At 44.8% G+C, this 23,744-nt stretch carries 33 protein-coding genes and 1 pseudogene; 27 read left to right on the forward strand and 7 right to left on the reverse strand.

Annotated features, from left to right (window positions below):
- The first annotated feature begins 95 nt into the window (after nt 1–95).
- The 9 genes from H7R56_RS25085 (at nt 96) to H7R56_RS25125 (ending at nt 5,565) form a co-directional block, all read left to right on the forward strand.
- On the forward strand, nt 96–980 hold the full coding sequence (locus tag H7R56_RS25085) for a hypothetical protein (protein WP_007372154.1): 885 nt from the start codon (nt 96–98) through the stop codon (nt 978–980).
- A gap of 79 nt (nt 981–1,059) precedes the next feature.
- Nucleotides 1,060–1,587, forward strand: coding sequence for a hypothetical protein (locus H7R56_RS25090; RefSeq protein ID WP_007372155.1), 528 nt, complete (start codon nt 1,060–1,062; stop codon nt 1,585–1,587).
- A gap of 5 nt (nt 1,588–1,592) precedes the next feature.
- Nucleotides 1,593–1,898: a hypothetical protein gene (locus tag H7R56_RS25095; protein ID WP_032941601.1), complete on the forward strand. Its 306-nt coding sequence runs from the start codon at nt 1,593–1,595 to the stop codon at nt 1,896–1,898.
- Between the two features lie 12 nt (nt 1,899–1,910).
- Nucleotides 1,911–2,363 carry a hypothetical protein gene (locus H7R56_RS25100; RefSeq protein ID WP_182928836.1) on the forward strand — a complete coding sequence of 151 codons (453 nt, stop codon included), beginning with the start codon at nt 1,911–1,913 and terminating at the stop codon, nt 2,361–2,363.
- An 82-nt stretch (nt 2,364–2,445) separates the two neighbouring features.
- Nucleotides 2,446–2,976 carry a hypothetical protein gene (locus H7R56_RS25105; protein ID WP_007372158.1) on the forward strand — a complete coding sequence of 177 codons (531 nt, stop codon included), beginning with the start codon at nt 2,446–2,448 and terminating at the stop codon, nt 2,974–2,976.
- A gap of 322 nt (nt 2,977–3,298) precedes the next feature.
- Nucleotides 3,299–3,856, forward strand: coding sequence for a single-stranded DNA-binding protein (gene ssb, locus H7R56_RS25110; protein ID WP_008786804.1), 558 nt, complete (start codon nt 3,299–3,301; stop codon nt 3,854–3,856).
- A gap of 55 nt (nt 3,857–3,911) precedes the next feature.
- Nucleotides 3,912–4,265 (forward strand): hypothetical protein, encoded by a 354-nt coding sequence (locus H7R56_RS25115; RefSeq protein WP_154050669.1) that lies wholly within the window; start codon nt 3,912–3,914, stop codon nt 4,263–4,265.
- A 277-nt stretch (nt 4,266–4,542) separates the two neighbouring features.
- Complete coding sequence (locus tag H7R56_RS25120; RefSeq protein ID WP_007372161.1) at nt 4,543–5,223, forward strand: hypothetical protein; 681 nt, start codon at nt 4,543–4,545, stop codon at nt 5,221–5,223.
- A gap of 27 nt (nt 5,224–5,250) precedes the next feature.
- A complete protein-coding gene (locus H7R56_RS25125) occupies nt 5,251–5,565 on the forward strand; it encodes a hypothetical protein (RefSeq protein WP_127649449.1) in 315 nt (104 codons plus the stop codon).
- Between the two features lie 17 nt (nt 5,566–5,582).
- On the opposite strand, the gene H7R56_RS25130 is transcribed toward H7R56_RS25125, so the two are convergent.
- Nucleotides 5,583–5,930, reverse strand: a complete 348-nt coding sequence (locus tag H7R56_RS25130) for a hypothetical protein (protein ID WP_127649446.1) — start codon at nt 5,928–5,930, stop codon at nt 5,583–5,585.
- 133 nt (nt 5,931–6,063) lie between these two features.
- Here H7R56_RS25130 and H7R56_RS25135 point away from each other — a divergent pair, with 133 nt between their 5' ends.
- The 15 genes from H7R56_RS25135 (at nt 6,064) to H7R56_RS25205 (ending at nt 15,273) form a co-directional block, all read left to right on the forward strand.
- On the forward strand, nt 6,064–6,477 hold the full coding sequence (locus H7R56_RS25135) for a hypothetical protein (protein WP_007372162.1): 414 nt from the start codon (nt 6,064–6,066) through the stop codon (nt 6,475–6,477).
- A 62-nt stretch (nt 6,478–6,539) separates the two neighbouring features.
- The gene (locus tag H7R56_RS27795; RefSeq protein WP_223227020.1) at nt 6,540–6,866 is read left to right on the forward strand and encodes a hypothetical protein; all 327 of its coding nucleotides are present in this window, start codon (nt 6,540–6,542) and stop codon (nt 6,864–6,866) included.
- Nucleotides 6,856–7,200, forward strand: a complete 345-nt coding sequence (locus H7R56_RS25145; RefSeq protein ID WP_032951317.1) for a hypothetical protein — start codon at nt 6,856–6,858, stop codon at nt 7,198–7,200. The genes H7R56_RS27795 and H7R56_RS25145 overlap by 11 nt, the downstream gene beginning before the upstream one ends.
- 13 nt (nt 7,201–7,213) lie before the next feature.
- The gene (locus tag H7R56_RS25150) at nt 7,214–7,513 is read left to right on the forward strand and encodes a hypothetical protein (protein ID WP_009653866.1); all 300 of its coding nucleotides are present in this window, start codon (nt 7,214–7,216) and stop codon (nt 7,511–7,513) included.
- Nucleotides 7,514–7,600: 87 nt separating this feature from the next.
- The gene (gene dnaN, locus H7R56_RS25155; RefSeq protein ID WP_223307982.1) at nt 7,601–8,869 is read left to right on the forward strand and encodes a DNA polymerase III subunit beta; all 1,269 of its coding nucleotides are present in this window, start codon (nt 7,601–7,603) and stop codon (nt 8,867–8,869) included.
- A 150-nt stretch (nt 8,870–9,019) separates the two neighbouring features.
- Complete coding sequence (locus H7R56_RS25160; protein WP_007372165.1) at nt 9,020–9,841, forward strand: DNA adenine methylase; 822 nt, start codon at nt 9,020–9,022, stop codon at nt 9,839–9,841.
- Complete coding sequence (locus H7R56_RS25165) at nt 9,838–10,068, forward strand: hypothetical protein (RefSeq protein WP_007372166.1); 231 nt, start codon at nt 9,838–9,840, stop codon at nt 10,066–10,068. The genes H7R56_RS25160 and H7R56_RS25165 overlap by 4 nt, the downstream gene beginning before the upstream one ends.
- Nucleotides 10,055–11,038 carry a recombination-associated protein RdgC gene (rdgC, locus tag H7R56_RS25170; RefSeq protein ID WP_182928837.1) on the forward strand — a complete coding sequence of 328 codons (984 nt, stop codon included), beginning with the start codon at nt 10,055–10,057 and terminating at the stop codon, nt 11,036–11,038. Before H7R56_RS25165 ends, rdgC begins: the two co-directional genes overlap by 14 nt.
- An 11-nt stretch (nt 11,039–11,049) precedes the next feature.
- Entirely contained in the window at nt 11,050–11,928 is an 879-nt protein-coding gene (locus H7R56_RS25175; protein ID WP_009654998.1) for a hypothetical protein, read from the forward strand.
- Complete coding sequence (locus H7R56_RS25180; RefSeq protein ID WP_223226832.1) at nt 11,925–12,527, forward strand: hypothetical protein; 603 nt, start codon at nt 11,925–11,927, stop codon at nt 12,525–12,527. Before H7R56_RS25175 ends, H7R56_RS25180 begins: the two co-directional genes overlap by 4 nt.
- Before the next feature lie 18 nt (nt 12,528–12,545).
- Complete coding sequence (locus tag H7R56_RS25185; protein WP_032951321.1) at nt 12,546–12,974, forward strand: HNH endonuclease; 429 nt, start codon at nt 12,546–12,548, stop codon at nt 12,972–12,974.
- A 97-nt stretch (nt 12,975–13,071) separates the two neighbouring features.
- Nucleotides 13,072–13,554, forward strand: a complete 483-nt coding sequence (locus H7R56_RS25190) for a hypothetical protein (RefSeq protein ID WP_032951323.1) — start codon at nt 13,072–13,074, stop codon at nt 13,552–13,554.
- A complete protein-coding gene (locus tag H7R56_RS25195; protein ID WP_223226831.1) occupies nt 13,544–13,984 on the forward strand; it encodes a hypothetical protein in 441 nt (146 codons plus the stop codon). The genes H7R56_RS25190 and H7R56_RS25195 overlap by 11 nt, the downstream gene beginning before the upstream one ends.
- Nucleotides 13,985–14,035: 51 nt before the next feature.
- Entirely contained in the window at nt 14,036–14,620 is a 585-nt protein-coding gene (locus H7R56_RS25200) for a hypothetical protein (protein WP_032951326.1), read from the forward strand.
- Nucleotides 14,621–14,811: 191 nt separating this feature from the next.
- The gene (locus H7R56_RS25205) at nt 14,812–15,273 is read left to right on the forward strand and encodes a hypothetical protein (protein ID WP_227674750.1); all 462 of its coding nucleotides are present in this window, start codon (nt 14,812–14,814) and stop codon (nt 15,271–15,273) included.
- On the opposite strand, the pseudogene H7R56_RS25210 reads toward H7R56_RS25205, so the two are convergent.
- Nucleotides 15,262–16,067: pseudogene (locus tag H7R56_RS25210) on the reverse strand (IS5 family transposase). The gene H7R56_RS25205 and the pseudogene H7R56_RS25210 sit on opposite strands and share 12 nt — an antisense overlap.
- Between H7R56_RS25210 and H7R56_RS25215 the strand changes: the two are divergent.
- Nucleotides 15,999–17,105, forward strand: a complete 1,107-nt coding sequence (locus H7R56_RS25215) for a DUF4942 domain-containing protein (RefSeq protein WP_227674751.1) — start codon at nt 15,999–16,001, stop codon at nt 17,103–17,105. The pseudogene H7R56_RS25210 and the gene H7R56_RS25215 overlap by 69 nt on opposite strands.
- Here the strand turns inward: H7R56_RS25215 and H7R56_RS25220 are convergent.
- Nucleotides 17,040–17,737 (reverse strand): IS1 family transposase gene (locus H7R56_RS25220; protein WP_227674752.1). Its coding sequence is split into 2 segments (ribosomal slippage): nt 17,040–17,488 and nt 17,488–17,737, totalling 699 coding nucleotides; the frame shifts between segments, so codons are not numbered across the junction. The genes H7R56_RS25215 and H7R56_RS25220 overlap by 66 nt on opposite strands.
- 94 nt (nt 17,738–17,831) lie before the next feature.
- Between H7R56_RS25220 and H7R56_RS25225 the strand changes: the two genes are divergently transcribed.
- Both H7R56_RS25225 and H7R56_RS25230 read left to right on the forward strand, forming a co-directional pair.
- Complete coding sequence (locus tag H7R56_RS25225; protein ID WP_181562187.1) at nt 17,832–18,293, forward strand: hypothetical protein; 462 nt, start codon at nt 17,832–17,834, stop codon at nt 18,291–18,293.
- A 324-nt stretch (nt 18,294–18,617) separates the two neighbouring features.
- Nucleotides 18,618–19,334 (forward strand): GntR family transcriptional regulator, encoded by a 717-nt coding sequence (locus H7R56_RS25230; protein WP_080940394.1) that lies wholly within the window; start codon nt 18,618–18,620, stop codon nt 19,332–19,334.
- Between the two features lie 26 nt (nt 19,335–19,360).
- Here the strand turns inward: H7R56_RS25230 and H7R56_RS25235 are convergent, their stop codons facing one another.
- The 4 genes from H7R56_RS25235 to H7R56_RS25250 form a co-directional block, all read right to left on the reverse strand.
- Nucleotides 19,361–19,747: a plasmid partitioning/stability family protein gene (locus H7R56_RS25235; protein WP_009652914.1), complete on the reverse strand. Its 387-nt coding sequence runs from the start codon at nt 19,745–19,747 to the stop codon at nt 19,361–19,363.
- Between the two features lie 13 nt (nt 19,748–19,760).
- A complete protein-coding gene (gene parM, locus H7R56_RS25240) occupies nt 19,761–20,723 on the reverse strand; it encodes a plasmid segregation protein ParM domain-containing protein (RefSeq protein WP_007372199.1) in 963 nt (320 codons plus the stop codon).
- 935 nt (nt 20,724–21,658) lie between these two features.
- Nucleotides 21,659–22,591 carry a hypothetical protein gene (locus H7R56_RS25245; protein WP_045269653.1) on the reverse strand — a complete coding sequence of 311 codons (933 nt, stop codon included), beginning with the start codon at nt 22,589–22,591 and terminating at the stop codon, nt 21,659–21,661.
- 782 nt (nt 22,592–23,373) lie between these two features.
- Complete coding sequence (locus H7R56_RS25250; RefSeq protein WP_045269654.1) at nt 23,374–23,733, reverse strand: hypothetical protein; 360 nt, start codon at nt 23,731–23,733, stop codon at nt 23,374–23,376.
- Nucleotides 23,734–23,744: the final 11 nt, after the last annotated feature.

Raw genomic sequence — 23,744 nt, forward strand, 5'->3', positions numbered from 1 at the left:
TTTGGGTGCAAAACGTCCTCATTCTCACTGTAACAATAAATTTCAACATGTGATTATAGTGAGAGTCGAAGCTGAAACATGAATGGTGGCTACATATGCATGATCTCCAGAATTCGTTAACTAGCAAAAATACCAACATTATCCGTGCTGAATTTGAAAATATGCTTTCTGCGCGTGGAACATCTATCGTGCGTTTTGATACCAACGCAGGGGCGAACAGCGGCGAGTATATAGGAAAAGGAATTCAACGTGAGTGGGTTGGGTATTTGCTAAACCATACGAGTTCTGGCCATACGGTCAAGGCATTTGAACCGGTGTATTCTATTCCTTTAAAAATCAGGCCAGACCTTCAATCCAGAAATATTGCAGACCACCAGACTAAAGTAAAAAAGTTATTTGAAAGTTATGATGAAGCGTATCTTACAGCCGCTATAGACTCAGAAGAGTATTGCAAGCCATTCTGGGTTTATCAGAATGCAGATGACGGTCATTACTCGATCAGTACTCGCGGTTTCAAAAATGCAAATGCACCTGCAAGCATTCCGAGCGATAATCGCATTGATATCGCTCAGATGAAAATGGGATATCCCATGCTCGATTATTGCCATAACATTATACCGTCCTCAGTCGTGCGATTAGGATTTAATGGGCGAGTGTTTACGCAAGGTAAGTATTATTACACCAATGAAGAGGTTTTCAGTTGGTTGTCCCGGAACCCGGATAGCGCAGTTTTCATTACGTTCCCAAAAGTTAACCAGACTGATAGATCTGAATTGATGTCAATTATGAAACGAGAATTCCTGAATTCGTGGGGTTTATTCTCATATTATCGCTGGCTGGGACGCAGCACCGCATTACTGGCATTGAGCCCGGTCAGTTCTAATGCTTCTGTTAAGTTAAGAAGTAGCAATGCACACTTCTTCAAAAATGCAATGCTGGCTGTTAACACGATCATTCCTAAAGGTAACGGAATTTCGTAATCGGAATAGTTACCGTTAGAGTGATTTAAAGATCGATTCATTCTGGAAATTGAACGAAGAAAATTTAATGGGAGTAACTATGACTGCACTACGCCGTATCTCAACAGAACCAAGCTGGACTCCAGTTGGCATCCGGGGCGAAGGGTTACCGACTAAAGCAGGTGTATACCGTTTTATTGTTCCCCGGGAAGCCGATAGCTCAGAACATATTGAGTTTCTGGCGTTAGTGCGCTGGCGTAAACACGGTGTTCATCAACTGTTATTTCCCACCTTTGAATACATCGTATGCGACGAGAATATCGTGCTCCCAGAAGGCACATGCTGGCGTGAACGCGAACCGTGGGATCCAGATACGCTGGGGGAAACCGAGTTCATCATCGTTCCTGAAATGAGCGCGGGTGCTCAACGCTGTCCGTTCTGCAAAGAAGTTCCGCGCATCGTTGGTGATAAATACAACTTTGAGTATAAGGAAAACTACATCACGAAAATGCCTCACCGGTTTAACCGCCTGTGGTTCAGCTGCTGTAAATGGGTTGCTCCTGTGCCCACTTCTGGGATTCAGTCACTGATTACGGCCTGGAACAAAATGCTCGGGTCATCCCGGTAGGAGTAATGATGAAATGTGCGTACCTACGAAAGTTTCTGATCATTGCTTTCATAACCGGCATTAGCGGATGCCAGAGTCTCGGAATAGGGTTAAGCCTGGATGAGCGCTACCAGAAGGCTTATCAGAAAGTACTGGCTGACCCTAATGACGATAACATTAAGACTTTCATGAAACTCAGCCAGGAAAAAGGCGAAAGAGACATGCAAGAGGCAAATTCGAAAGCCGCAGCCGACACTCGTGAAAGCGATAAGGGGTTTACTGAGTATTTTAAATCATATGGCAACGATGGATTTAAGCGGGCCAGACAATAAGAAAGAGGTTATATGTCATTACAGCAATCGCATGAAAATCTGGAGTTCCTGAAGGGGGCGGTCTGGTGCGCCGCAAAACTCGTTCAGGAAATTGGCGATTCAAAAGGTGCAGCTATTCTTATCACAAACTTGCCGGTTGGAATTTTCCCTCAATGTAGCGAAAGGGATTTATTTGTTCTGAGGCAATATGTCAGGAAAGATCTGCCACTTGGTATTGATGCCGAATATAGCGATATCAGGCCGGTCTTAATTGATTATCTGGGAGAGCCAGTAGACCTTCTTGAGTGTGAACTGGATAATTATGAACCGGCTCCTGGTGAAATGCTCCGCTGGGGAGTAACTGGAGATCTCAGTTCCGGGACACGATGTGTGCTGGTGGATAATCTTGCTTATCTCGCTGAAGCAATTGGTATCAGCAACGCACTAAGGCAACAGGCCGCAGAGTCAATCCAGCGCACCCTGTGATTAGTGAGTCGCCCCGAATTTCGTAAGCAGCATAAATGCCCTTAATCTTTATCCTACATATTTCAGGTTGTTGGGGTTTACCATGTACAAAGACCATTTTCCACAAGCGTGTCCTTCATCGATAAAAGAGGGCCAGTCATGCTGGCGGGTATTTATTGATATGGACGTAGACAACCCGTCGAAAATAAAAACCAGCGTCGAATTAATAGAAGTTGGCGTAAAAACAATTCGAATGAAAAAGAATGCGGCAGAAGGCAGTGAAAAAACTGTTTTTCTTGTGGATAAAATCCCTGGAATCACATTTATCAAAATTCGGCCTAGCGACAAAAAGCCAAGCGTCTGGAATACAAGCATCAGCAGTTTCTATAAACATGACGTGGAAATCGGGAAAACATTCCCCGTTGGTATCAGAACGACTAAAAGCGCTGCGTTTCGTACAGCAACAAAAAAAGTTGAACAGAGTATGCAAGAATACACTGATACTATAGCTAAGCTTGAAAACGACTATGTTAAGAATGAGACGGAGATTGCTGAGTACAAAAATGAACTCGCTGCTTACCAAACAATACTCCAAACCCTAAAACGTATGGCAAAAAGGCATCTCAAGCAATAATACATTTCGTCTCTTTTCAGGTAAACAAAATGGAAACACAATGTATTTTCATTGCAGGTTTCAAAAATTGTTTCACTCTGGGCCATACATGTTTAGTATGGGGACATAACAAAGAGAACGCTGGCGAGTACGCTGGCATAAAGATCACCTTTCCCGGCCTGGCCGGGATTTTTTTTGTCTGATGTGCCGTCCTTCTCACCACAAACTTAATATCCTGACTATTTTTATGGATGTGCAGTGCAATTATTTAACGAATTACCATTCGTCACCAGACCGGACAGGCTGATAATAATGTCATCCGATACAGAGCTGGGGAGGGTGTATGACTAATCGTGGCTATAGCAAAGTAATTATCGAAGGTACTGTAGGCCGTGAGCCTGAAATCCGACAACACCCTACCCACGGCATCTACGCAAAGATTTATGTAACAACATCTGAGTCCTCAATGGAGGATAAATCTGGTCTGGAGAAAATTACGGAAGAACACTATCAGATCATTTTGCTTGGTCAATTTGCTGATGTGGCCCGCAATCATCTTCATGTCGGGACAGGAGTGTACCTGGAGGCCCAATTGCGTACCCGCCTAATCAAGGAGGATGGTAAAGAACGCTTCTTTATGGACGTACTTGTCAACCCCGTGAAGGGGCATGTTCTTCGCAAAGTCAATGTAGGCGGTAATAAACTGGTGAGTCGTCACCTCCAGCAGAACCGTGGGCAGGATCACCGGCAGAATACCAGTTATAGCCGCAGGCCACAAAACACGAACGCGAGGCCAGCAACACCACGCAACTCGCCCCCAACAATGGAAAATTATTATTTGGGAAATCAGGATGAAGTTCCAGGAAGCACTGGTGCTTATGGAACTGAGATAGCCTTTTAATGATTAGCAGCATATCTGTTTTAATTTGTATCATAACTAATGGGGAATTATTGCCGTGAATGAATTCAATAACGCACTCCAGACGATACTGGAAAATGGGTCTATGTCATATGGCCAGGCTGCTATTTATGCCGGTGGTGCAATTTGCGTTGCGGCCCTTTTTTCGGCGATACTCAGAAGTGGACTACTGGTAATTTTGGGAATTGTCTCAGGCTTTTATCTGTTCAGTCTCAACACTCCAGACAGTACACTGGCGTATACTGCTGCTGCCTCAGACCGTCTCATCGAGCAGGTTAAAGCTGTCGGTGGATGCGCCACTAGACACATTGAGGATGCGCAAACTCTGGGTATCATCATAAAAAATGGCGATGTTATCGAGATAGCAAAGCAGTGCGGTATTATAAAATAATAACCGTAGCATATTATGATTGATGAATGCCTGAATGGTAATCTGCTCGCGGATTACCATTATTTTTTGAGATGTCTTATAGAACTTATCTAAAATTACATACGACTGTCATGACAGTATAAGGTCTTTATGAAAAACGTCGTCAAAACTTTACTACCCTCAGTGAACACTGGTGATCAAGACGAAAGCGTAAAATCGGATACGCTGACTGGCACTACTAAACCCTGCGACCACGGACTGGTTCATAATCATCTTTTAGGGCAGGAGGCCTGTTACTATGCCAAACACTAACGACTCGCTGACAGGACTCAACGTCGAGCTCGTTGGTGCATCGAAACAAGAGTTTACTCTCCTCACTGAAAACCATCTGATGCGCCGCATCATAGTGGCTTTATCTGAGTTAATGCGTAACGCGGAAGGCGTGATGATTGATTCTCATGTTTACCCGTGGGATCAAGTTCTCCCTGCTGCGATGGACATTCCATCATCCAACGCTTCTGATGAAGAGATACAGAACTGGATGATCAGTGCCTGTAAGGAGTGGCAGTGCGAATACAATCGCCGGGTTCAGTCGTTTACCGCATCAGAAGTAAAAAGCAAAAGCGACACCGAGAACGATAACCTATTCCTGCTGAATATCACCAACCTAGCCCATATGCTGATTGACCGGTTACTGCCGTTTGTCAGTATCGAGGAGATTAATCATGAGGATCCAGATTTACTCCCCCAAGTTATTGATATCGTGAATTATATGGTTGGTGTTATAAATGGTACAACCAGCACACAACAAGTCAGACAAGAATTGTTTACTGCCGGTGCTGATGACGCAGTATTTGCACTCAAACTAAAGCACAAAGAGCTAACCAGCCGGGGTGAAGATGCTGGATGGCTTGAAGAGGCAATGAAGATAATCGAAGAAAACAAACGCCAATCCATCGACTTTATGCAGCGCAGCTAATCGTTCCCATAATAAAAGGGTAATGCTATGAGTAAACATCTGTACTGTATTAAGGGTGTTTTAAAACCCAGGAAATTTTCTGTAAGTCTGATAAGAAATAAACTTAGCTCATTTGGTTTAAGGGGAAGTACTCTTCGTAGCGAAACCGCTCGCATTCTTGCCGGGCCAATAGATGGTATTAAGGGTACGTATCCCTTCGGCTGGTCAGAAGAACATTTTGACCGCAGGATGAAACGCATATTCATTCGCGCCGGTAATGCTTCCAGACTTTCTGATAATCGTCCATTTGCATTAAAACGACGCAGCGCTTTAACTATCAGTAAAAAGTATCTTTCTGTGTAACCACCAGCAGACGAGTTTTACTCGTCTGCCTGGCCCCATGCCTCTAATCTTCGCACCCGAAATGAAGTTGCCTGGAGTTCTCCTGATGAAGTTAACTCAAATGAAACTGTAAGATCGTTTTTGTTCCGGTACTTCCATACATAGCCATTTTGCTGCAATGTTTTGAGTGACTTACGTAGGTTGGGCTCAGCTACATCCTGGCTGTCTGGAACAGAGTTAATAAACCCCAGCAACCTGGTGAATGGCACTATCGCAGTGCCTTTTTCTTTGCACAAAAGAAGAAGTACCAACGCATCCTTCTGAATACGGGAAAAGCGCTCCAGGCGATGTTCAGTACCATCTCCCTGCATATTGGCATTGTTCATAATCAACCTAATCATATGGGATATGATTAAGGTTAAAAAACACCCCCCGTTTTGTCACCCTTTTTTTTTCTTACTCACCACTTAAAGCAGTAAGCTCAGTTCGATAAATCTGAATTAAATAAGGCGAGGTTATATGAAAACGAAATTATTGCTGGCGCTAATTGCGGGATCGACTTTCTGCATCAATATTGCTGAAGCCAATATTCCTCTTAGAGCAGATGGAAGTCCAGCAGCGGGGCAGACACCAACTCAGTTCATTCAGCTTAAAAATGAATGTCCTGAATGCGTCATGGTCGCAACTGATGTAGTAAAGATGCGTAGCGATAGCTGTAAACAGCAGGCATCCATCGATTCTACAATCCTACAGGATCCTGTTTACGCATATCTCAACAGTATCCGTCTGGTAGTTGCCGGGAATGGTGGTTATGCAAGTCCAATCTATACATCCGCCCGTCAGGTCGTAGCGTCAAACATCAATTGCAGTGATGCAAACGACTGGGTAGCGAGAAGTAAAACGGTAATGGATAACACCTTCAAAACGCCGTAAACAATCCCTGAATATTTCGTTGCAGTAATGCTATCCCGTAGTATGACGTTAAAGGCGGAGCTTTGAATCGGGAAAAAATAACTACTGCACTTAGAGGTATTTATATGGGTCGTCACTTTACTGGTCTGATTGATAGTTCGCAGCAAAATTTTACAATGCCAATCCGTCCGTATGGACGGAGCCGCATGGCTGCAAAATTAAAAGGAATCTCCCGATTGAAAAAATCTGAAAAGCATGACGATGAATATCCTGATGAACTCTGGAAATTTATGAGTCCTTCAGAGAAAGCTAAATTTCTGGTCGCGGATGTATTTTCACGCAGTAGTAAAGACTCTTCCGCCATTCAACCGGGAGAACATAAGCAAAAGGAGCATGATAATGAGCACTGATAATTTACTAGCAGAACTCACTTCAAAAACAGGCCTGACAGAAACGGAACTTAATCGGCAGGCATTGATTATCGGTTTGATGGCATTGTGCCACCCGGATGCTATTGCCGGTGATTTGGTGAGCGCGGCACTTACGGGGTCATACTCAGATAGTACTGATAAACTACTTACCCGTGGTGATAACGCATCAGACAGTGTGTTGATGTCCATGCGTATCTTACTTCACCGGTTGAGTAAGTATGAAGGGTCTGATGGCAAAGTAGGTCAGATCAATAAAATGATGCACCGACTCGGCTACTTTAAGGCATCCGATGTGTTACGCGAGGCTCAATAAAGAGGCTCAATTTATGTTCACCATGACGAATTTCGCGTCCAATATTCTTGACATGGTTTTTCTATCAGAAATGGAAGGGGAACTCATTTATATAAAAGCGCTTAGCGGCGTTACTGGTTACGTTCCTCAGATCCATCTTTTCCGCCTCCAGCTTATCGCATTTGATATAGGTTGGTACTACGAGTACAGATTGAATTCAGGCAACCTCATTATAAAGGAAATTGTTGAGGCCATCACATCTCTTGGATGTGCTTTAAATGAATACCAATGGCAGTTCGCGTTTGAATTAGGTTATCGCCGTCACCACAAATAAACTTCATTTTTTCATAATTTGCTATTCGTCACTTGATTGACCGGGGGTACGATTAATTTAACACGGATAATTATGGGAGACAGTAAAATGACAGACGCATCTACAATAGACGCAGTTCAACCAAAGGCAAGACGCTTATCATTTAAAGAGCTTCCAGGGTTTGATATTTCTGCTGAAGCACTTCTCAAAATTATCGAAATGCCGTGTATGGTTATTCGCCGGTCTCCTGCAATGAAAGTACTGGAGATGATCACGCTGCGGTTACGTGGGGATTGTCTTTCTGCCCTTGGCATTGACTTAAACTCTGCCCAAATTACCAGTAAAGGGACGGTATCGGGGGGCAATGGTGATATGGACGTATCAGTACCTGCAACACAACTCTTTTCTTTAATCCGCAACATGCGCGGCGAAGATGAAATTAACGTCCGCTTCCATGCGGCAAAAAACCATCTTGTCATTCGCACCGACAAAAACTCCTATAACATCCCGGTTTGCTTAGACCATATACCCGAAATTCAGGCTGAGACGCTGGAACATAATTACAGCGTTTACTTTCCAACGCAGATGCTGAGTCAGATTATCAAGCGTGTCAGCCACGCTGCGGCTCAGAACGATGTCCGCTTTTATATGAATGGGGTCTACCTCGGTATCGATAATGGCCAATTTATTGCTGTAGCCACTGATGGACATCGTATGGCCGTCAGTTCTCATGATATCGACTTCAGCGATGACGTGGGCGATGAGATTCAATCTCCGACAGCTCCTACCTCTATCAGTAACACGAATGCAGGTGTGATTTTACCCAACGGGGTTTTCCCCGTGCTCCATAAAATCCTGAGCGGTAGCCAGGGTCAATTCAAAATTGACTACAGCAACCGTAACCTGACATTTACGCTCGGAAGCCATACAGTCATTTCAAATCTTGTCGATGGCCGTTACCCGGACTGGAAGCGCGTGGCCAGCACGGTAGCCAAAAATACTGAACTGTTTAAGGTTGATCCTTCTGAACTCACCACCGCACTAAAACGCGCAACCCCATTGCTTAAAGAGGGCTCGCCAAACAACACCAGTGTTTGTGTGATGTCATTCAAAGACAACGCCCTACAGCTTAAGTCGCCCGGCTCAAATGCAATCAGTTGCAAAGAGGTGATGGACATTGCGAAAGAGGCAGGCGAGCCCGAAACAATTGTTGATATCGGTATGAATGCCGATTACCTCCTGGAATCACTGGCAAGCCTGGGGGCGTGTTCGGAAGAAGGAGAAGCCGCACAGATTGCTTTGCGTGATACAACGACCGGCATATTGATTTCAGTAAACAAAAACAATTACGACATCATCATGCCTGTCCGTGTCTGACAAAACGCTCTCGTTTTGTCGGCCTTTTCGAAATAGCCAATTTCATGGGCGTGATAACGTTAAAACAAGCTTCCTGACGGGATGGCTATATGCCATCTCGCTCCCATTGGTCGCGATCACTGCGTCCTAATATTCTGGAGCCAGAATGAAATGAAAAGCGTTCTGAAGTGGGTAGGAGCCAAACACAACATTATGGCAAGTCTTAAGCATGTACTACCGAAAGGTGGTCGGCTTATTGAGCCCTTTGGCGGTTCAGGCGCTGTAATGATGAATACGAATTACCCAGAATACATTTTGGCCGATATTAATAGCGACCTGATCGATACATACCAGAGTATTTTTAAGTCGCCTGAAAAGGTACTTTCTGAGCTTAAACGCCTTTACTGTCTCGGGCGTTCTGAGGACGCCTATTATGAGCTGCGAAGCCAGTTCAATAATCATGATAGTGCAAGTGACACTCAAGCTGCTCTGTTTATCTATCTGAATAGGTTTGGCCATCGCGGACTATGCCGATACAACCGGAAAGGCATCTTTAACGTCCCCTGGGGTTATTACGCCAACCCCTATCTCCCAGAGACAGAGTTATACGCAATGGCTGAGAAAATGTCCTCAGCAACTTTACTTTGCGCCAGCTTCCAGACCACGCTATCAATGGCCCGCCCGGGTGATGTGGTGTATTGCGACCCACCATATGTTAATCCCGGCAGATTCACGGCTTACCATGCCAGCGGTTTTACACCCGCTATGCAGATTGAGCTTACCAAACTGCTCCAGTTGCTGCCTGAACGCGGGGTTCATGTCATCGCATCATGCCACGATGCGCCTGATATTCGTGAGCTTTATCAAGCCTTCGCTATTCATGGTGTGACTGCCCGGAGAAGCATATTTAAAGGCAGCGGGGATGGGAAAAAAGCTTCAGAAATCTTCGCGGTCAAATTAGCGGATAACTCGAAAAAGGGAGCTGCGGCATGAAACGCTTCCATTGTTCTGAAAAGCTGCATAACCCAGAGACTGAGAAATTTTGTCAGGATATCGCCGAACAATATCGGACAGCACCTGATATTGCCGTGGCGCAGTTTAAACAAGTGCTGAGCTCTAAGCCTCTAACTTACTGGGAGTGTGTCGTGATCCGCGAGCGTGTCTCTGACCTTATTAAAATTAATCAAGCAACAGCTGAGGGCCACGATGAGCCAATTTAAACCCAAAAGCCTTGTAGTCTACCGCATCCAAAAAGCTCTGGAATTAGACAAGCTGGATGAACAGTTAAGTGAGTTGAAATACACTCCCTGCGGGCCTAATGATATGGCACGGTCAGGATGGATCCCGCCATTGGGTGAAGATGTCGAGCTGTTAAAGCATGAGTCGAATAATCTCATTCTTCTGACTGTTAAGCACGAATCGAAAATACTTCCTCCCGCGACCATCAAAGAAATTGTGCGAACCCGGGTTCAGAGACTGGAGAAAGAGCAAAACCGCAGGCTAAAGAAAATGGAGATCCAGGCCGTCAACGATGCCGTGCTCGCTGAGCTCATACCAAAGGCTTTCAGCAAATACAGCACTACAAACATTTGGGTGGATACTAAATCACGTCTACTGCTTGTTGAGACCACCAGCCATAAAAAAGCAGATGATGTAACAGCTTTGCTACGTAAAACTATTGGCTCACTTCCAATTATCCCATTCACGCTGGAAACGCCGGTAGAACTGACGTTAACAGAGTGGGTCAAAACAGGAAGTCTGCCGCCTGGCCTAGCTTTATGCGACGAAGCCACGCTCAAAGATGTGCTCGAAAACGGGGGGGTCGTTACAACAAAACGCCAGGATTTGATATGTGATGAGATCGCTCATCACATCGAGGCCGGAAAGCTTGTGACAAAGGTTGCACTGGGCTGGATGAACCAGATGTTTTTCATCCTGAATGACAATTTCATCTTTTCACGACTGACCTTTACGGAAGAACTTATTGAACAGAACGATGACATTTCGCCAGAAGATCACGCCCAAAGATTTGATGCCGATTTCGTTTTGTTTACCTCTGTTGTTATGGAGGTTCTGGACACAATGATAAAAGCCCTCGGGGGTGAAAGCCCAGGACTCATCACAACGCCGTCAGACGAACAACAAGGTGTCGCGGCAGAAGCCAAACAACCAGAAAAAACCTTCCATTAAAGGGCTGAGAGATGATTACAGCTACAGAACTCCAAGAGTTATCACGCCAGGTTGAAAATGCTAACATTGCCCGAGCCCTGGCAGTTAAAGAGTTGGTTAAAGAGACAAGAGATCGTCAGTTTTCATTGTGGGCGCTATTTATTGGTCTCTTCAGAGAGACACCGGCGCGAAAAAAGCTGAACGAATGTGAATTGCATCTTAACCTGCTGCTGCCAAAATGCAGGAGCATCTTTCTTCAATACGTAGTTATGTCCTCGTTGGAAGAAATTTCGAAATCACCAGATTGTGAGATTTATCAGCATCTAGTCAACTGCTGGAAAGAAGCTCAGATAAAATATAACGAGTCAGGCAGACGACTCAAACTTGCAGAAAATGCCCGTGAACTATTAAAAACAGCAAAGGATGAATGTAATAGTGCTTCCACAACTGAATTTCTGGATATGGTTACTACCAGTAAAGCAATATCCATACTTTCAGCAATAGACACATCCTCTGCGAGTAGTTCGTTAAAGAGAGCTATGGGTGCGCTTAAGCGATTAGCAGATGAAATGCCTGCCCGGCAATCACCTATTGATTCAAATTTACCAGATGACACGCTTGATCTGTTTGTCGATCTGACTATAAATCCTGTTATCGATATTCTCTCCTGGTTAAATATTGAAAAGCTGGATAATGCCGAAGTGCAGTGCAGCAAAGCCTTAAAGAAACTTCAGACGTTATTAGGACAACTGGGTGCTGAGCATGATTTGAGAACTAAGGATTATCAATCTCAATTAGATACGCTTAAGAGAATTGAACAACCATACATCAAAAAGGTGATGCGGCATATACCCGAAAATATGAAGTTCAAGGAGCCTGAGTATCTCCAGACTATAGGAATGAACCCATGACTCTAAAATATATAATCGCTCTCGCAATATTTCTGACATTTGTGTGCTTTGCAGCTTTCATACTTATCTACGCGAGTCGAACAAAACGAGAACAACAACAAACTCAGCAACCTTTGGACGAGCATGATCAGCAGGCAGATATTAATGCCGATGCCGACGAGAACGCCGCACTTGATGGGTTGAGCGAGTACTTCATCAAAAAAAATTCGATATTGCCAAAAGTCCTGATGGATCTTTATGTGCGCTTGAGTGCGGTGTTCAATGGTCAGTACATTATCGCACCCCAGGTGCTTGCCCGGGACTTAGTAGAGCTGGAGCTCGAAGATGAACCGGTTGCCCCGGTTGACGTACTTCAGGCGCAACAGTACGCAGATGAATTCGTGTTCGATTTTGTTCTCTCCGATGCGCATACCGGGGAACTAGTGCTAGCAATGATCAATGAAGATGCTATCAGCGCTCAGCCTGAAGGAGAGTTCATTATTGCCCTTTTTAAAAGAACTCACATTCCTGTCTTTCGCTATGAAACGTTGTCAGGCTTGGACGATAACGCCCTGGCAGTCAACATCGCTGAATCAATAGACGATGGCCGATTCTCTTAGTTCCACAAGGAATTTATTATGTCTCTGTCAAAAAAACAAAGAATAGTACTGAGGGCTAAATTTGGTGGTCGATGTGCATATTGTGGCGAGGTACTGAAAGAAAAAGGTTGGCACGCTGATCACGTAGAACCTGTGCTAAGGAAATCCGTCCAGGATATGCAAGCTGCGGCCAGAGGGAAATTTAAGCTTAAGGCTACCGGTGAAGTGTTTAATGAAAGTGCCAACTGCTTAGAAAATCTTTTCCCAGCCTGTGCGCCCTGCAATCTGCTCAAAACAACATATTCACTGGAAATGTTCCGCAAACAAATAAGTTTACAGGTTGAAAGGGCACGGAAGAGTAGTATGAATTTCAGAACGGCAGAAAGATTCGGCCAGATAAGCATTGTAGAGAAACCCATTGTTTTCTGGTTTGAACAGTATTCAGAGAAAAATGGTGCTATCAAATAAACGACTAATTTAACATTATCATGGCGCGTATCGCGCACTGCTTCGTCAAATATTCAGCCGTGATAATATTGTTTAGTAGGCCCATTACGGAGCGTATATGACTAATCATACAAACTGGACTGGAGACCTGACCGAAGGCGCAACTATATTTGTAGCCACACCAGATGGCCAGCTCAGCAAATGTAGAGTCGAGTCCGTTCGAGACCGACATTTCTCGGTCGAGGGTATTGAACGTGAATTCGATAAGTTGAATGCCTGCTCAGTTGATGGGTTACTACACTCTTACCCCGACGATTTCGAGTCGAGGGAGTTATTTGGTCTGTGCCAGCAAAAAAACAGGCTCAAGTCTCTGCAAATTGATTCATTATCGTTACAGCAAGTCCAGTACATGCTGGCTGGCCTGGAACTTGCCAGGAAGAGATATGGATACCAGTACCGAGGCAGCAAAGCCGTAGATACCAATCAGAAGGGTAGACTGGCCATGAGCATTGATGATTCGCTTCACCCAATTCAGATCGCTTATATACTGGCAGGTTTAAAATTATCTCTCCTTCAAACAGAGGTGAACCATGACTGCTAACCAACGTAAACGTCCTTCGCGTAACAATCGAGCTGTCCAGTTAACGTCCGAGCAGCTGGTAGAAGCGAAGACGCTTGACCTGAAAGCCCACCATTCGTTTAAAAACCTTATGGGTCTTGCTGCAATCAGTGTCGTGGTGTTTGTCTGTCTTGGCTCCTTGATCCATAAACAACGCTCAGTAATGAACGAATGGGACCTGGGTGAAGTGATCAGAGGCGTTGATTTGAAAGCCGGAACCCTCGCAAAAAACAACTTTTTCATCACCAACAAAGGGCAGTTTGAAGCAAGTGGCGTTACAGTGTCACTTACGGGTACAAAACTGAAATTACAGCAGCATCAGGACGGAAAATATTACGTTTGTAATTCTGCAACAGGTGATTGTGTTCTGGTATCCGATGTACAAGCTGAAAAAATTCGTGACCAGCTGTAGCGAGGGGAAAATATCGGTTACTGTCACCGGTAACCGAAGGAACCTTCGTATATGTCACGACAAGAAGCCGCAACGCAGTTATTTATGTCTGCACCACCAGCAAGTATTGATGTCGTTATTGAGCAGCTGGAAAGGGACGCTCAAGCAGCCGGTATCGATATCCATACAATCTCTGTAATGGCCAGCCTGTTACGTGATCGAATAGAAGCATACAGTGACGTGCTTAAAATCGAGCCTGAGCGGGTGATACACGCACTTGAGGTACTGCGAGGTACGGAAGTGCCGTGGGCTTTTTACACTCCGTCCAGGCTACCTGAGCTTGAAGATGTTCATTGCTGGGAAACTCCTCACGATTTTGACCAAGACCTAGGTGAACACCAGCTGCGGCGCTATATTTGCCCTAAATGCGAGCATGAATCAACCGACCCAATGCGCTGCACGGCTGGCCATGCTCCTGGAGTTAACCAGTATCCTGAAAGCTGTGATGCCACTATCTGGAATTCGCCCGATTCTTGGGATAGTATTAACCCTATAATAAAATTAATTATCAAATCTACGTTCCTGGCTGACCTGACTGTTCATACAATCTTCTATCCGAAAGGGTTGAAGCTTCCTGAAATTCAGGACGTTGAGTAGTCTGCTTCGGGCTCTGTGATCTGATAGTTATATATACCTCATTTAAGACCCCTTACTGGGGTCTCTTTTTTTGGACTTCCGCCGTGCTATGTACTTCACGGTATCCCCAAATATCCCGGCTTATGTAGTTCGTCGATTTGCTTCGTCACCTGCCATACCTGTCTCATAATTTCTCTATTTGGAGAAATCTGATGAACCTACCGACAGCTGTATTAGCGAATAACGATGAAAATGAATCAGACGTCCTCAGCCTTTATGCTAATCCCGTAGACAGTCAAAGTGGCCTCATTGAACATGACGGCTTTCAAAAACTAAATGCCATGCGCGATCTGCTGGTGGAATACAACACAACACTGAAGCACATGCAGGCCATGTATGATGCAGTGATGCGGAACCGGCATGATGAAGCATGGCGCATGTTCTGTGATTCTTGTGACAATTCCATCAAATATACGCTGGCTGTAGAAAATTTGTTCTGTATAGAACGGGCCCGCTGTGCTCTCGATGAAAAGTACTGGCAAAAGCTGCTCGATCTGACCGGCGTAAAACCATTTATGCCCACCGAAAGATACGATGACTGGAACGAAGGATTAAGGGCATGGCGAAAATCATCAGAATCAAATTTTGAGAAGCTTAAGAGCCTATCCCAATAGGGTTTTGTTCCAGACAATGACACCACAGGCAAAATGCAGCATCGCCTCATAATTCTCGACCTTCTTCTCCCAACGAGTCAGGACACGGCGGTAGCGATTCATCCAACTGTGTGTTCTCTCTACAACCCAGCGGTGAGCCTTAAAATCCGTGTATTTGATGGCCTCTGACTCATCCTTTCGTGACTGGATATGAGGTTCATAGCGACGACTTTTCAGATACGATTCCAGCCATTCCGCTTCATACCCTTTGTCCATGCACAACCGGAGCCTCTTGCCCGGTCTGCCCGTCTGGAGGGCATCGAGCGTATCCGTAACCAACTTTATGTCGTGCGTATTTGCTCCGGCAACAACCAGTGCAAGCGGTAGCCCGTTCCCGTCAGTCATCAGACTGCGCTTTACGCCCTGTTTCCCCCGGTCTGTAGGGTTCCTGCCTGTTTTTTTGAGCCTGCCAGCGGTGATTTGGTTATACAACCATCCATCGACAGCCACGACCAGTCAATAGAGTCCAACTGTTCGCAAGCAAGCAACCCATTTTGCCAGAAGCGTTCAAATACTCCAGCATCTCGCCACTCCTGAAATCGGCGATGAGCAGAGCTTGACGAGCATATACCGGTGGCATTCAGCGCATTCCATTGGCAGCCCGTCCTGAGTACGAAGAAAATGGCGTTCATTGCAGCGCGATTATCAACCCGCTTGCGGTGCGTACCCAGCGGGTGTTGAGTTTTATGCTCCGGGATGAGTGGAGCCATTTTCTCCCAGAGTCCATCACTGATCTGCCACTTGTTGCCCGCCACGCTTCGCCCTCAGAAATTATCATATTTTATTATCTGACAATTCCTTTTGGGATAGGTTCTAAGCCTGTACCCTTCAACGAAGAAAGTATCTTTTCTACCGCATTCGCATTGAATGAAGAGAAAAAAGACTACTTCGCCCAGATGGTTCATGGTGTGTTTGAAAAGCTCTCCGCTCTGCATAAGACTAACCGTGCCCAGGGCTTCAGCAACAAACTCATCATAGCCAGCTGCTTACCAAGTAGAGATAACCGCAGATCCTATGACTATCTCAACTATTTTAATGACCTTCGTAAGGTTATTGGACTGATGTATGGACGAAGCGGTGCTGAGGATGTGAATTCGGCTGCGGTCAAAGAGTACATGATGAGTAACCCTGGCGAATGGGTAAGTATTGATAACGATAGTCTTAAAGTGAAGGGGTTTATTAACGGCAATGTGCATATCCTGATTGAGGAGGAAACTTGTGACAATCTCAATCTGGTACTATCCCATTTAATGCCAGGCTGCATTCCTCTCGATCGCCGATACACCACCGGCCATAACTCCGCAAGAACTGTAAAAACCAATGAATATCGGTCGCAGTTGATATCATTCTCTGCTGTTAACTCCTTAATATCATATGCCACTGACCATTTGAACGCGGGCAAACACCTGTCACCGGGGCCGCACACTTTTATCCTGCGGGACAACCAGTCTGTTAGTGAGAAAAAAGAACTGGTGAACATATGGGAGTCATTGGGTGCTGTCAGAAGATATAGAGAAGTATATGACTTTGACTTTAGCCCCGTTGAAGCATTCAAACTTCTGGCATTACATGGTTCTATACCTGACCGCTATACGCACCAGTTCTATGCAACGGTCGGAGAACTCCAGAAACGAGCAATTGATGAATGTATGGTGGCTTCAGGTATGCGTTTGCTGGAACCGAATATCGGTCTTGGTGCGCTACTGAAAGGGGGTAATGACTCCAACTTATTGATAGTGTTTTATGTTCAGATAATGCCCGATGACTTTGTCATGCAGCTCCACCGATTTTGAGAACGACAGCGACTTCCGTCCCAGCCGTGCCAGGTGCTGCCTCAGATTCAGGTTATGCCGCTCAATTCGCTGCGTATATCGCTTGCTGATTACGTGCAGCTTTCCCTTCAGGCGGGATTCATACAGCGGCCAGCCATCCGTCATCCATATCACCACGTCAAAGGGTGACAGCAGGCTCATAAGACGCCCCAGCGTGGCCAGAGTGCGTTCACCGAAGACGTGCGCCACAACCGTCCTCCGTATCCTGTCATACGCGTAAAACAGCCAGCGCTGACGTGATTTAGCACCGACGTAGCCCCACTGTTCGTCCATTTCAGCGCAGACAATCACATCACTGCCCGGTTGTATGCGCGAGGTTACCGACTGCGGCCTGAGTTTTTTAAGTGACGTAAAACCGTGTTGAGGCCAACGCCCATAATGCGTGCACTGGCGCGACATCCGACGCCATTCATGGCCATATCAATGATTTTCTGGTGCGTACCGGGCTGAGAGGCGGTGTAAGTGAACTGTAGTTGCCATGTTTTACGGCAGTGAGAGCAGAGATAGCGCTGATGTCCGGCAGTGCTTTTGCCGTTACGCACCACCCCGTCAGTAGCTGAACAGGAGGGACAGCTGATAGAAACAGAAGCCACTGGAGCACCTCAAAAACACCATCATACACTAAATCAGTAAGTTGGCAGCATCACCCTCCAATTGATTCATTCCACGTTGCCTGATTTTCCCTACATGGCTAATTGCCTGGAACAGGCCGATGCAGTAGAACTCTATTGTCGAATCTTTGGTGGTATTCCTTTAAACACAAATCAACATTATACCGCAGAGATTGATTTATATAGGAACTGGGAAATAGATACACGCGAACTCGTTAATGACATTAATTGCCAAAATTCAATTGCCATTTCCGGCTGCGTAGAAAAAATATTTAAATACATTGTTGAAAACTCTGTTCAGATCTATCAGCTCACAAAAGAAGCTTATAAATTAGGGCAGGGCATGACTAATAATGAAAAAGAAGAAATGGCTCTTTTACTGATTTATATGGATTGGCAACTTCAAAGGATGGATCGTGTTTTAATGGGAGAAAAAATTCAAAAGGAATGGGATTGGCACGATTTTGAGGGAAGGTTGATTTCAGACATTTCGTATACACACACCGGACAACCTGACCTATACATCCACAAAGATTAATGTCATTGACGCACAAGCTGAATATATTTCGACCTTGCACAAATAGCAAACAAACACATTAGAAAGAATTAACCATGCATCTATAATGGATTCTGTTAAGCATAAAATATGGGTAGTAATAGATCCGTTATTGAAAATGTAAGACATGCTGGTAGAGTAAAACGAATGATAACCGTTTACCTTCTCTGTTCTGGCGGATGCCAGTTTATGGATGTGCATACTGGAACTATTTGAAATATGTAGGTAGAGGGATCTACTTACTATGTAGTGTGATTAAAAATATTCTGTTTTCTATGTGGTCAAAAAGTTCAGTATGAGTGATATATGATTGATGATTACAAAAGCTTCCTCAAAAACCCCGGGAATTTACCGGAACTAATTAGTTACTCTCCGTCAGGCAGACCTAGCTTAACGAGACGAGTTGAAGATCGCCTTAAATGCGCCCTTATCCTCGGCTACCTCAAGCCCGGTGATAAGTTGGTAACAAAAAACATCGCCGATGCTATGAAAATGAGCGTCACGCCCGTCCGTGAAAGCCTGATACGTCTGTCTGCCAGTAGTGCTCTTGCTTTGACTCCATCACATGCCTTTTTTGTTCCCATCATCACCAGTGAGCAGTTCAACGAGTACATGAGAATGAGGCGATTGATTGAGCCAGAACTGGCAGAAAAGGCCGTACTGAAAATGGATGCCAATGGCTTTGAAGAATGCCTGTCTTTGTGCCAAAAGCTGCGTTCCGCATATGAACGTAGGGATGTTTATCTGGCGCACCAGCTAAACCTCACTCTGCGGCTGAAGCTTTACATATACGCCGGTCTGCCTGAGTTTTTCAAAATTGTAACCCAACTGTGGATTAACCTGTGGCCAACTCTGAGTTACACGTTCGAATCTGACTCGGAGGATAAATGGCCAATATTTTTCTCGTCGCTTGAACTCGCTCTTTCAAACAGGGATGCAGGGGCAGCAGCAGATGCCATTAGAGAGTCACTGGATAAGGGGTTGCGGATCTATCTCAGCTTGTTAACCGAGCAAGGTGAGTAAACCGGCTACTAGTAGCCGGTTCGGATTCAACGTTTGAGGGTTTGCATCATCAGGGAGGGTTTAGGAATTGGTTCTTTCTGCTCAGCAGGCTTATCCGAATCAATGATGGTTGTTGCTCGGATACCTGTGGCCTGGGTTTCCACTGGTGAAGAATTCCGTTCAACGGCAATGCCCAGCGTTTGCGACAGAATGTTGCTCAGCGTTTCGGCATTAAACGATGTCGTGGTTTGTGCGGCCAGCAAATTTATTAACCGAGGGTCGAGCTCATGCAAGGCAGACGCAATTACCAGTGCCTTACGGTAAAATTCCCCCCGGGATCGGCGGGGTAAGCGCTCCATAATATCAAGAGCTTTACCGTCTTCTGGATTATTGCCGGGGCGGAGCCAGACGAGTAAACGTTTATCTTCTTCCATCACATAACCTCGTTTAGACGCTTGCCATTGCTTTGACGAGCGCGAGCTGCGCGTCAGGCGCTTTGATGACATCCAGCTTAGGGAATAGTTCGACAATATGAGAATGGATGAGCTCAGCACCGCCCCCGGCCAGTATGATTTTGTGGACGCTGTTCTGACGACGTATATCAGCTGCAACAGCTTCGGCCAGATTTTTCGACTCAGAATCGATAACGTCAATGATGGCATCAATTTTAGAGTGATCATTGACCGCAGAAGCAATCAACGCTCTATCATGACGGTTTTTAATGATGATATCCGCAATGGCATAACTACTTGGAGACTGGGCATCCTGGAGCGCAGCCATAACAGCTTTTGTCACTCGTGAAACGCCAACATCGCTGTTGCCAAAGATATCAGATATGCCCTCCATTGCCCCCTGAATGATGGCCAGGTCTAGGGTTGTTCCCCCCAGATCGACAACCAGGGTTCGTGTAAGCTGCGTGGTTGTTTTAGGATCAATCAGATATTCAGCCGCAGGTACTGATTCAGGCATTACGTTAACTTTTACAACATGAAAAGTTTCGCCATTATTCAGGGTTATTGGGCCCATAACGTTGGCCTTTTTCTTTTCAATATTAGCTTCGTTCAACTGCGCATCGCTCGTGAAGAACATGGCCACCGGCAGTGTCACTGTAAGTTCAACATCCTGTGGCTCAAGACCGGAAGTCAAAAGGGCATGATGAATTGCTACGCGACTTACAGCGTCGAACTGGAAAGAGGTATGCGTTGTTGTAATTGCAGATGTTGAACCAATGTCGTGAGTAAATTTCCGCCCATCAATGAGATAGTTGTAGATAGTTTTACCACCAAATGCGAGTGGAGTAGCCCAGCCTTCGCGGAAGGCGTTCTGCGAAACATGAGTTTTGATTTCACCATTCTCAATCCAGGCAAGTTTTACGTTCGTTGAGCCGTCATCACAAGCGATGTTCATCATGGTATATACCTCATTAAAATGTTCAAAAGTATCAAAAATCTCTGCCATTTTAGATAGTAAGCCATCCTGAAGCAAGGAATGCGCACCTGTAGCGCACGTTTAATGTCCACAAAATGACTATGAAAAGTGAATTACGAGTGAGTAAAACAGGAACGATTCTATCGGATTGAAATCTGGCGGGGTAAACGAGAAAGAGGGATGTATACGTACATGCAGAGGTCGGTAGCCCTGGAACACCAACGGAAAAAGTAACAAACCACCCGAAAAATGAACCAGTGCCACCAGACTAAATTGTGACAATCGATAGCCAATACTGCAAGAGAACCTAAGAATAAAAGGTATCGCTATATGACAGCTCAGTCGGTAAAATCGAGGAAACCATGTCGGATCACCATTGTAGTTTCTGGTTAGTTCAATAATGAGGTATCCCCAATGACATCCATTCTGCTTACTTCTGATTCTGTTGATGGGTACACTTTTTGTATTTCTACTGATGGTAATGGATGTAAGCTGTCAGTCAGGCCAGAATACCGGCGCAATGGCACACAAACTTATGATGGCTGGTTTCCCAGATACTACTCAAAGCCTCAGTATGCTAAAGCAGCGTTAACAAGGTTCCTTGGAGAATCTGTTAACTGGTCACCACGGACGGGGCTCAGTTAGTCACAGGATACGTAACAGCCTGAGTCCGAGGATACCAACAAGTCAAGAGAACCCCCTGATAAACCCTTAACAATCAACACCTTACCTTGGTGCGCTTAATGTATTGAACATGTTAAATGGCTGCATGAAGTGCAGACATTTAGCCTTCAGCGATGAACTTTCAGACAGTTAATATCGTCTCTGATGCAGCAACATCACTGAAACTCAGATTTTACAGATTGCCCTGATGTTTATTTGTTAAGTATATAGTGCAGCTATTTATAGCATTATCATCATTTTACAGCAATGCAGTTAATGAAGGGATTCCTGATTTCCCACTGAAGCCTGAGCCAGTTCAGGTAGGATACATAAATCTGTGTATCACCCTCCGTCATGTAACTGTTTCGCTGAATCTTTCTGGTCAGGGGATAGAATGCCACCGTACCATAGGGTGTTTCTGAGATAATGATTTTAGTATTCCCGTTATATGCAATTTCATAAACAATATTGTTTTTCTTAAGTTCATCCTCCGTATCCATAACTATTTCATTTCGTATTTTATTCACTTCGTGATAATGCTGGCTCAGTATCTTCATTGCTGAGCGTCGTAATGCTGCTTCCTTTGCATTCTCCATTGTACTGATGAAAGAAACTGTGTCCGGGGAATAGAAACGACGATGTGAAAAATCTTTATCCAACTCATATTCTCCGGGGTTATTTTTCCAGCGGGCATAGCCATTAAGTTTTGGAAGGTCATCGCAGAAATGCTGGAAGTTATGCCATCTTTCGCAAACCGTCACTCCCTTATATCCTTTAAAATATTGTTTCCCTTTAACTGTCATGTAGCACCTTGCCAACATATTATGCCAGAGAATGAACGCTCTTGTTCTCTGATGGCTTCGGGTGTTTTCAATTGTGGAATGCTTTCCATTTCCAATATATCCCACATCATAATAACGGGGCTTCATCAACAGTGTTATTCGTTCATCTTCTGAGGACGGGAACGCGTCACCTGAGACTGCACCTGATTTAATATGCGTACCGTAGGCCTCTTTGATTATGCCGCTGTCTTTAAATTGCACAACATAATATCCGCGTCTTGATTTATCTTCGGAGCGACCAAGAACAGAGCATTCACCATTATGCTTCGTGGTAAATACAGCACCGGGAAATAACGTGTTATGGTTGTAGTTCTGGTGGTATCTCTTGTTTCGAAAAAGCGTCATTTAATATTTCCTGAGTAAAGAATTGGAGGGAGAAAAAGAATCGGGTCGGGTCCTGTTTTTCCCCTTTAACTTCTGTCAGGCCAGCACTCCGGGTGGAGGTCAGGAATTAAATTTAAGAATCCATTCAAAAAAATAAAATTTAAAATAATACAGACAATGCAATGTGACAGGTATCGTGTCGTTCTGTCAGCAGTAATCTGAGGTTGTCACAAAGCAGGCTCAGCACCCTGCCTTATCATGCACTGGTGCGCTCAGAATGCGCTACAGGCACTGTAAATACGGGTCAGGGCAGGGTGTGCAGAGTCTGTCTGATGGCAGGATTCCGGCATATGCACCACTGTTCATTTATACAGTTAAATGAAATTAGTGCAGATTGTGACCGGAGGTTGCACTGGCGTGATTGTGGGCTGTTTCAGGGCTGAAGTATGGCTTTGCACCGACTGCATTCCCCTGATGGCCTGTAGCGCGTTATATGCTTCTGGTTATGCTGATGTGCTGTGCCGGAATCACCCGATAGGGTGGTAAAATAAAAATAAATATAATCAATTTACAGATTCAAATATCCATGCTACCATCGCCAAATCGCCAACCGGGGTTAAACCCTTATTATGATATATTTATTCTTAATCGGTTTTCTGTACTTACTCTGAACCTCTCAATATTATCCCAATATTAAGCCCTCCGCAGGAGAGCCATACGGCTTGAGTTAACAAAGAATCAGAATAAAAAAATAAGAATCTCCACCAAAATGAAGACCCTTACATGTCAGCATCAGAGAAATATCAGCAATCTACTTTATCAAAGTCTATCCTGAAATCATCTTTCATGGCATCGGCATTATTCATTTGCTTTCCATTTCTTAATAACTGAAGCTCTTTGAGTATTTCCTTCTGAATGTCCGCCTGAGTAAACAGAACTGTTTTTAGCTCATAGGATGTAATGCTTTTGATTATCCATGCAGCACAGACAACGGTGATAATGATTTTTGCCGTATCAAAGCTGATGAAAGCATACCCCTGAAGTATCGAATACCATGACGGGTTGTCAGTTCCAATAAAATAGAGCCAAATCAGTATGGTTATTGTAAGATTGATAGCGAGCGTTAATTTTGAAAGATGTTTTGTCAAAAATGAACTGTTCATTTTTTTGTATT

Source organism: Klebsiella sp. WP3-W18-ESBL-02 (assembly GCF_014168815.1).
In the GTDB taxonomy this organism is placed as follows: Bacteria; Pseudomonadota; Gammaproteobacteria; order Enterobacterales; family Enterobacteriaceae; genus Kluyvera; species Kluyvera ascorbata_B.

Coding starts and splice junctions, on each gene's coding strand:
- H7R56_RS25185 (WP_032951321.1), top strand. CDS start 12,546: ATGTCTCTGTCAAAAAAACAAAGAATAGTACTGAGGGCTAAATTTGGT.
- dnaN (WP_223307982.1), top strand. CDS start 7,601: ATGACAGACGCATCTACAATAGACGCAGTTCAACCAAAGGCAAGACGC.
- H7R56_RS25190 (WP_032951323.1), top strand. CDS start 13,072: ATGACTAATCATACAAACTGGACTGGAGACCTGACCGAAGGCGCAACT.
- H7R56_RS25165 (WP_007372166.1), top strand. CDS start 9,838: ATGAAACGCTTCCATTGTTCTGAAAAGCTGCATAACCCAGAGACTGAG.
- H7R56_RS25095 (WP_032941601.1), top strand. CDS start 1,593: ATGATGAAATGTGCGTACCTACGAAAGTTTCTGATCATTGCTTTCATA.
- parM (WP_007372199.1), bottom strand. CDS start 20,723: ATGATGAACATCGCTTGTGATGACGGCTCAACGAACGTAAAACTTGCC.
- H7R56_RS25090 (WP_007372155.1), top strand. CDS start 1,060: ATGACTGCACTACGCCGTATCTCAACAGAACCAAGCTGGACTCCAGTT.
- H7R56_RS25215 (WP_227674751.1), top strand. CDS start 15,999: ATGCTCCGGGATGAGTGGAGCCATTTTCTCCCAGAGTCCATCACTGAT.
- H7R56_RS25225 (WP_181562187.1), top strand. CDS start 17,832: ATGGCTAATTGCCTGGAACAGGCCGATGCAGTAGAACTCTATTGTCGA.
- H7R56_RS25250 (WP_045269654.1), bottom strand. CDS start 23,733: ATGAACAGTTCATTTTTGACAAAACATCTTTCAAAATTAACGCTCGCT.
- H7R56_RS25085 (WP_007372154.1), top strand. CDS start 96: ATGCATGATCTCCAGAATTCGTTAACTAGCAAAAATACCAACATTATC.
- H7R56_RS25150 (WP_009653866.1), top strand. CDS start 7,214: ATGTTCACCATGACGAATTTCGCGTCCAATATTCTTGACATGGTTTTT.
- H7R56_RS25200 (WP_032951326.1), top strand. CDS start 14,036: ATGTCACGACAAGAAGCCGCAACGCAGTTATTTATGTCTGCACCACCA.
- H7R56_RS25195 (WP_223226831.1), top strand. CDS start 13,544: ATGACTGCTAACCAACGTAAACGTCCTTCGCGTAACAATCGAGCTGTC.
- H7R56_RS25145 (WP_032951317.1), top strand. CDS start 6,856: ATGAGCACTGATAATTTACTAGCAGAACTCACTTCAAAAACAGGCCTG.
- H7R56_RS25235 (WP_009652914.1), bottom strand. CDS start 19,747: ATGGAAGAAGATAAACGTTTACTCGTCTGGCTCCGCCCCGGCAATAAT.
- H7R56_RS25160 (WP_007372165.1), top strand. CDS start 9,020: ATGAAAAGCGTTCTGAAGTGGGTAGGAGCCAAACACAACATTATGGCA.
- H7R56_RS25120 (WP_007372161.1), top strand. CDS start 4,543: ATGCCAAACACTAACGACTCGCTGACAGGACTCAACGTCGAGCTCGTT.
- H7R56_RS25135 (WP_007372162.1), top strand. CDS start 6,064: ATGAAAACGAAATTATTGCTGGCGCTAATTGCGGGATCGACTTTCTGC.
- H7R56_RS25245 (WP_045269653.1), bottom strand. CDS start 22,591: ATGACGCTTTTTCGAAACAAGAGATACCACCAGAACTACAACCATAAC.
- H7R56_RS25175 (WP_009654998.1), top strand. CDS start 11,050: ATGATTACAGCTACAGAACTCCAAGAGTTATCACGCCAGGTTGAAAAT.
- H7R56_RS25100 (WP_182928836.1), top strand. CDS start 1,911: ATGTCATTACAGCAATCGCATGAAAATCTGGAGTTCCTGAAGGGGGCG.
- H7R56_RS25105 (WP_007372158.1), top strand. CDS start 2,446: ATGTACAAAGACCATTTTCCACAAGCGTGTCCTTCATCGATAAAAGAG.
- H7R56_RS25230 (WP_080940394.1), top strand. CDS start 18,618: ATGATTGATGATTACAAAAGCTTCCTCAAAAACCCCGGGAATTTACCG.
- rdgC (WP_182928837.1), top strand. CDS start 10,055: ATGAGCCAATTTAAACCCAAAAGCCTTGTAGTCTACCGCATCCAAAAA.
- H7R56_RS25130 (WP_127649446.1), bottom strand. CDS start 5,930: ATGAACAATGCCAATATGCAGGGAGATGGTACTGAACATCGCCTGGAG.
- H7R56_RS25180 (WP_223226832.1), top strand. CDS start 11,925: ATGACTCTAAAATATATAATCGCTCTCGCAATATTTCTGACATTTGTG.
- ssb (WP_008786804.1), top strand. CDS start 3,299: ATGACTAATCGTGGCTATAGCAAAGTAATTATCGAAGGTACTGTAGGC.
- H7R56_RS25205 (WP_227674750.1), top strand. CDS start 14,812: ATGAACCTACCGACAGCTGTATTAGCGAATAACGATGAAAATGAATCA.
- H7R56_RS25125 (WP_127649449.1), top strand. CDS start 5,251: ATGAGTAAACATCTGTACTGTATTAAGGGTGTTTTAAAACCCAGGAAA.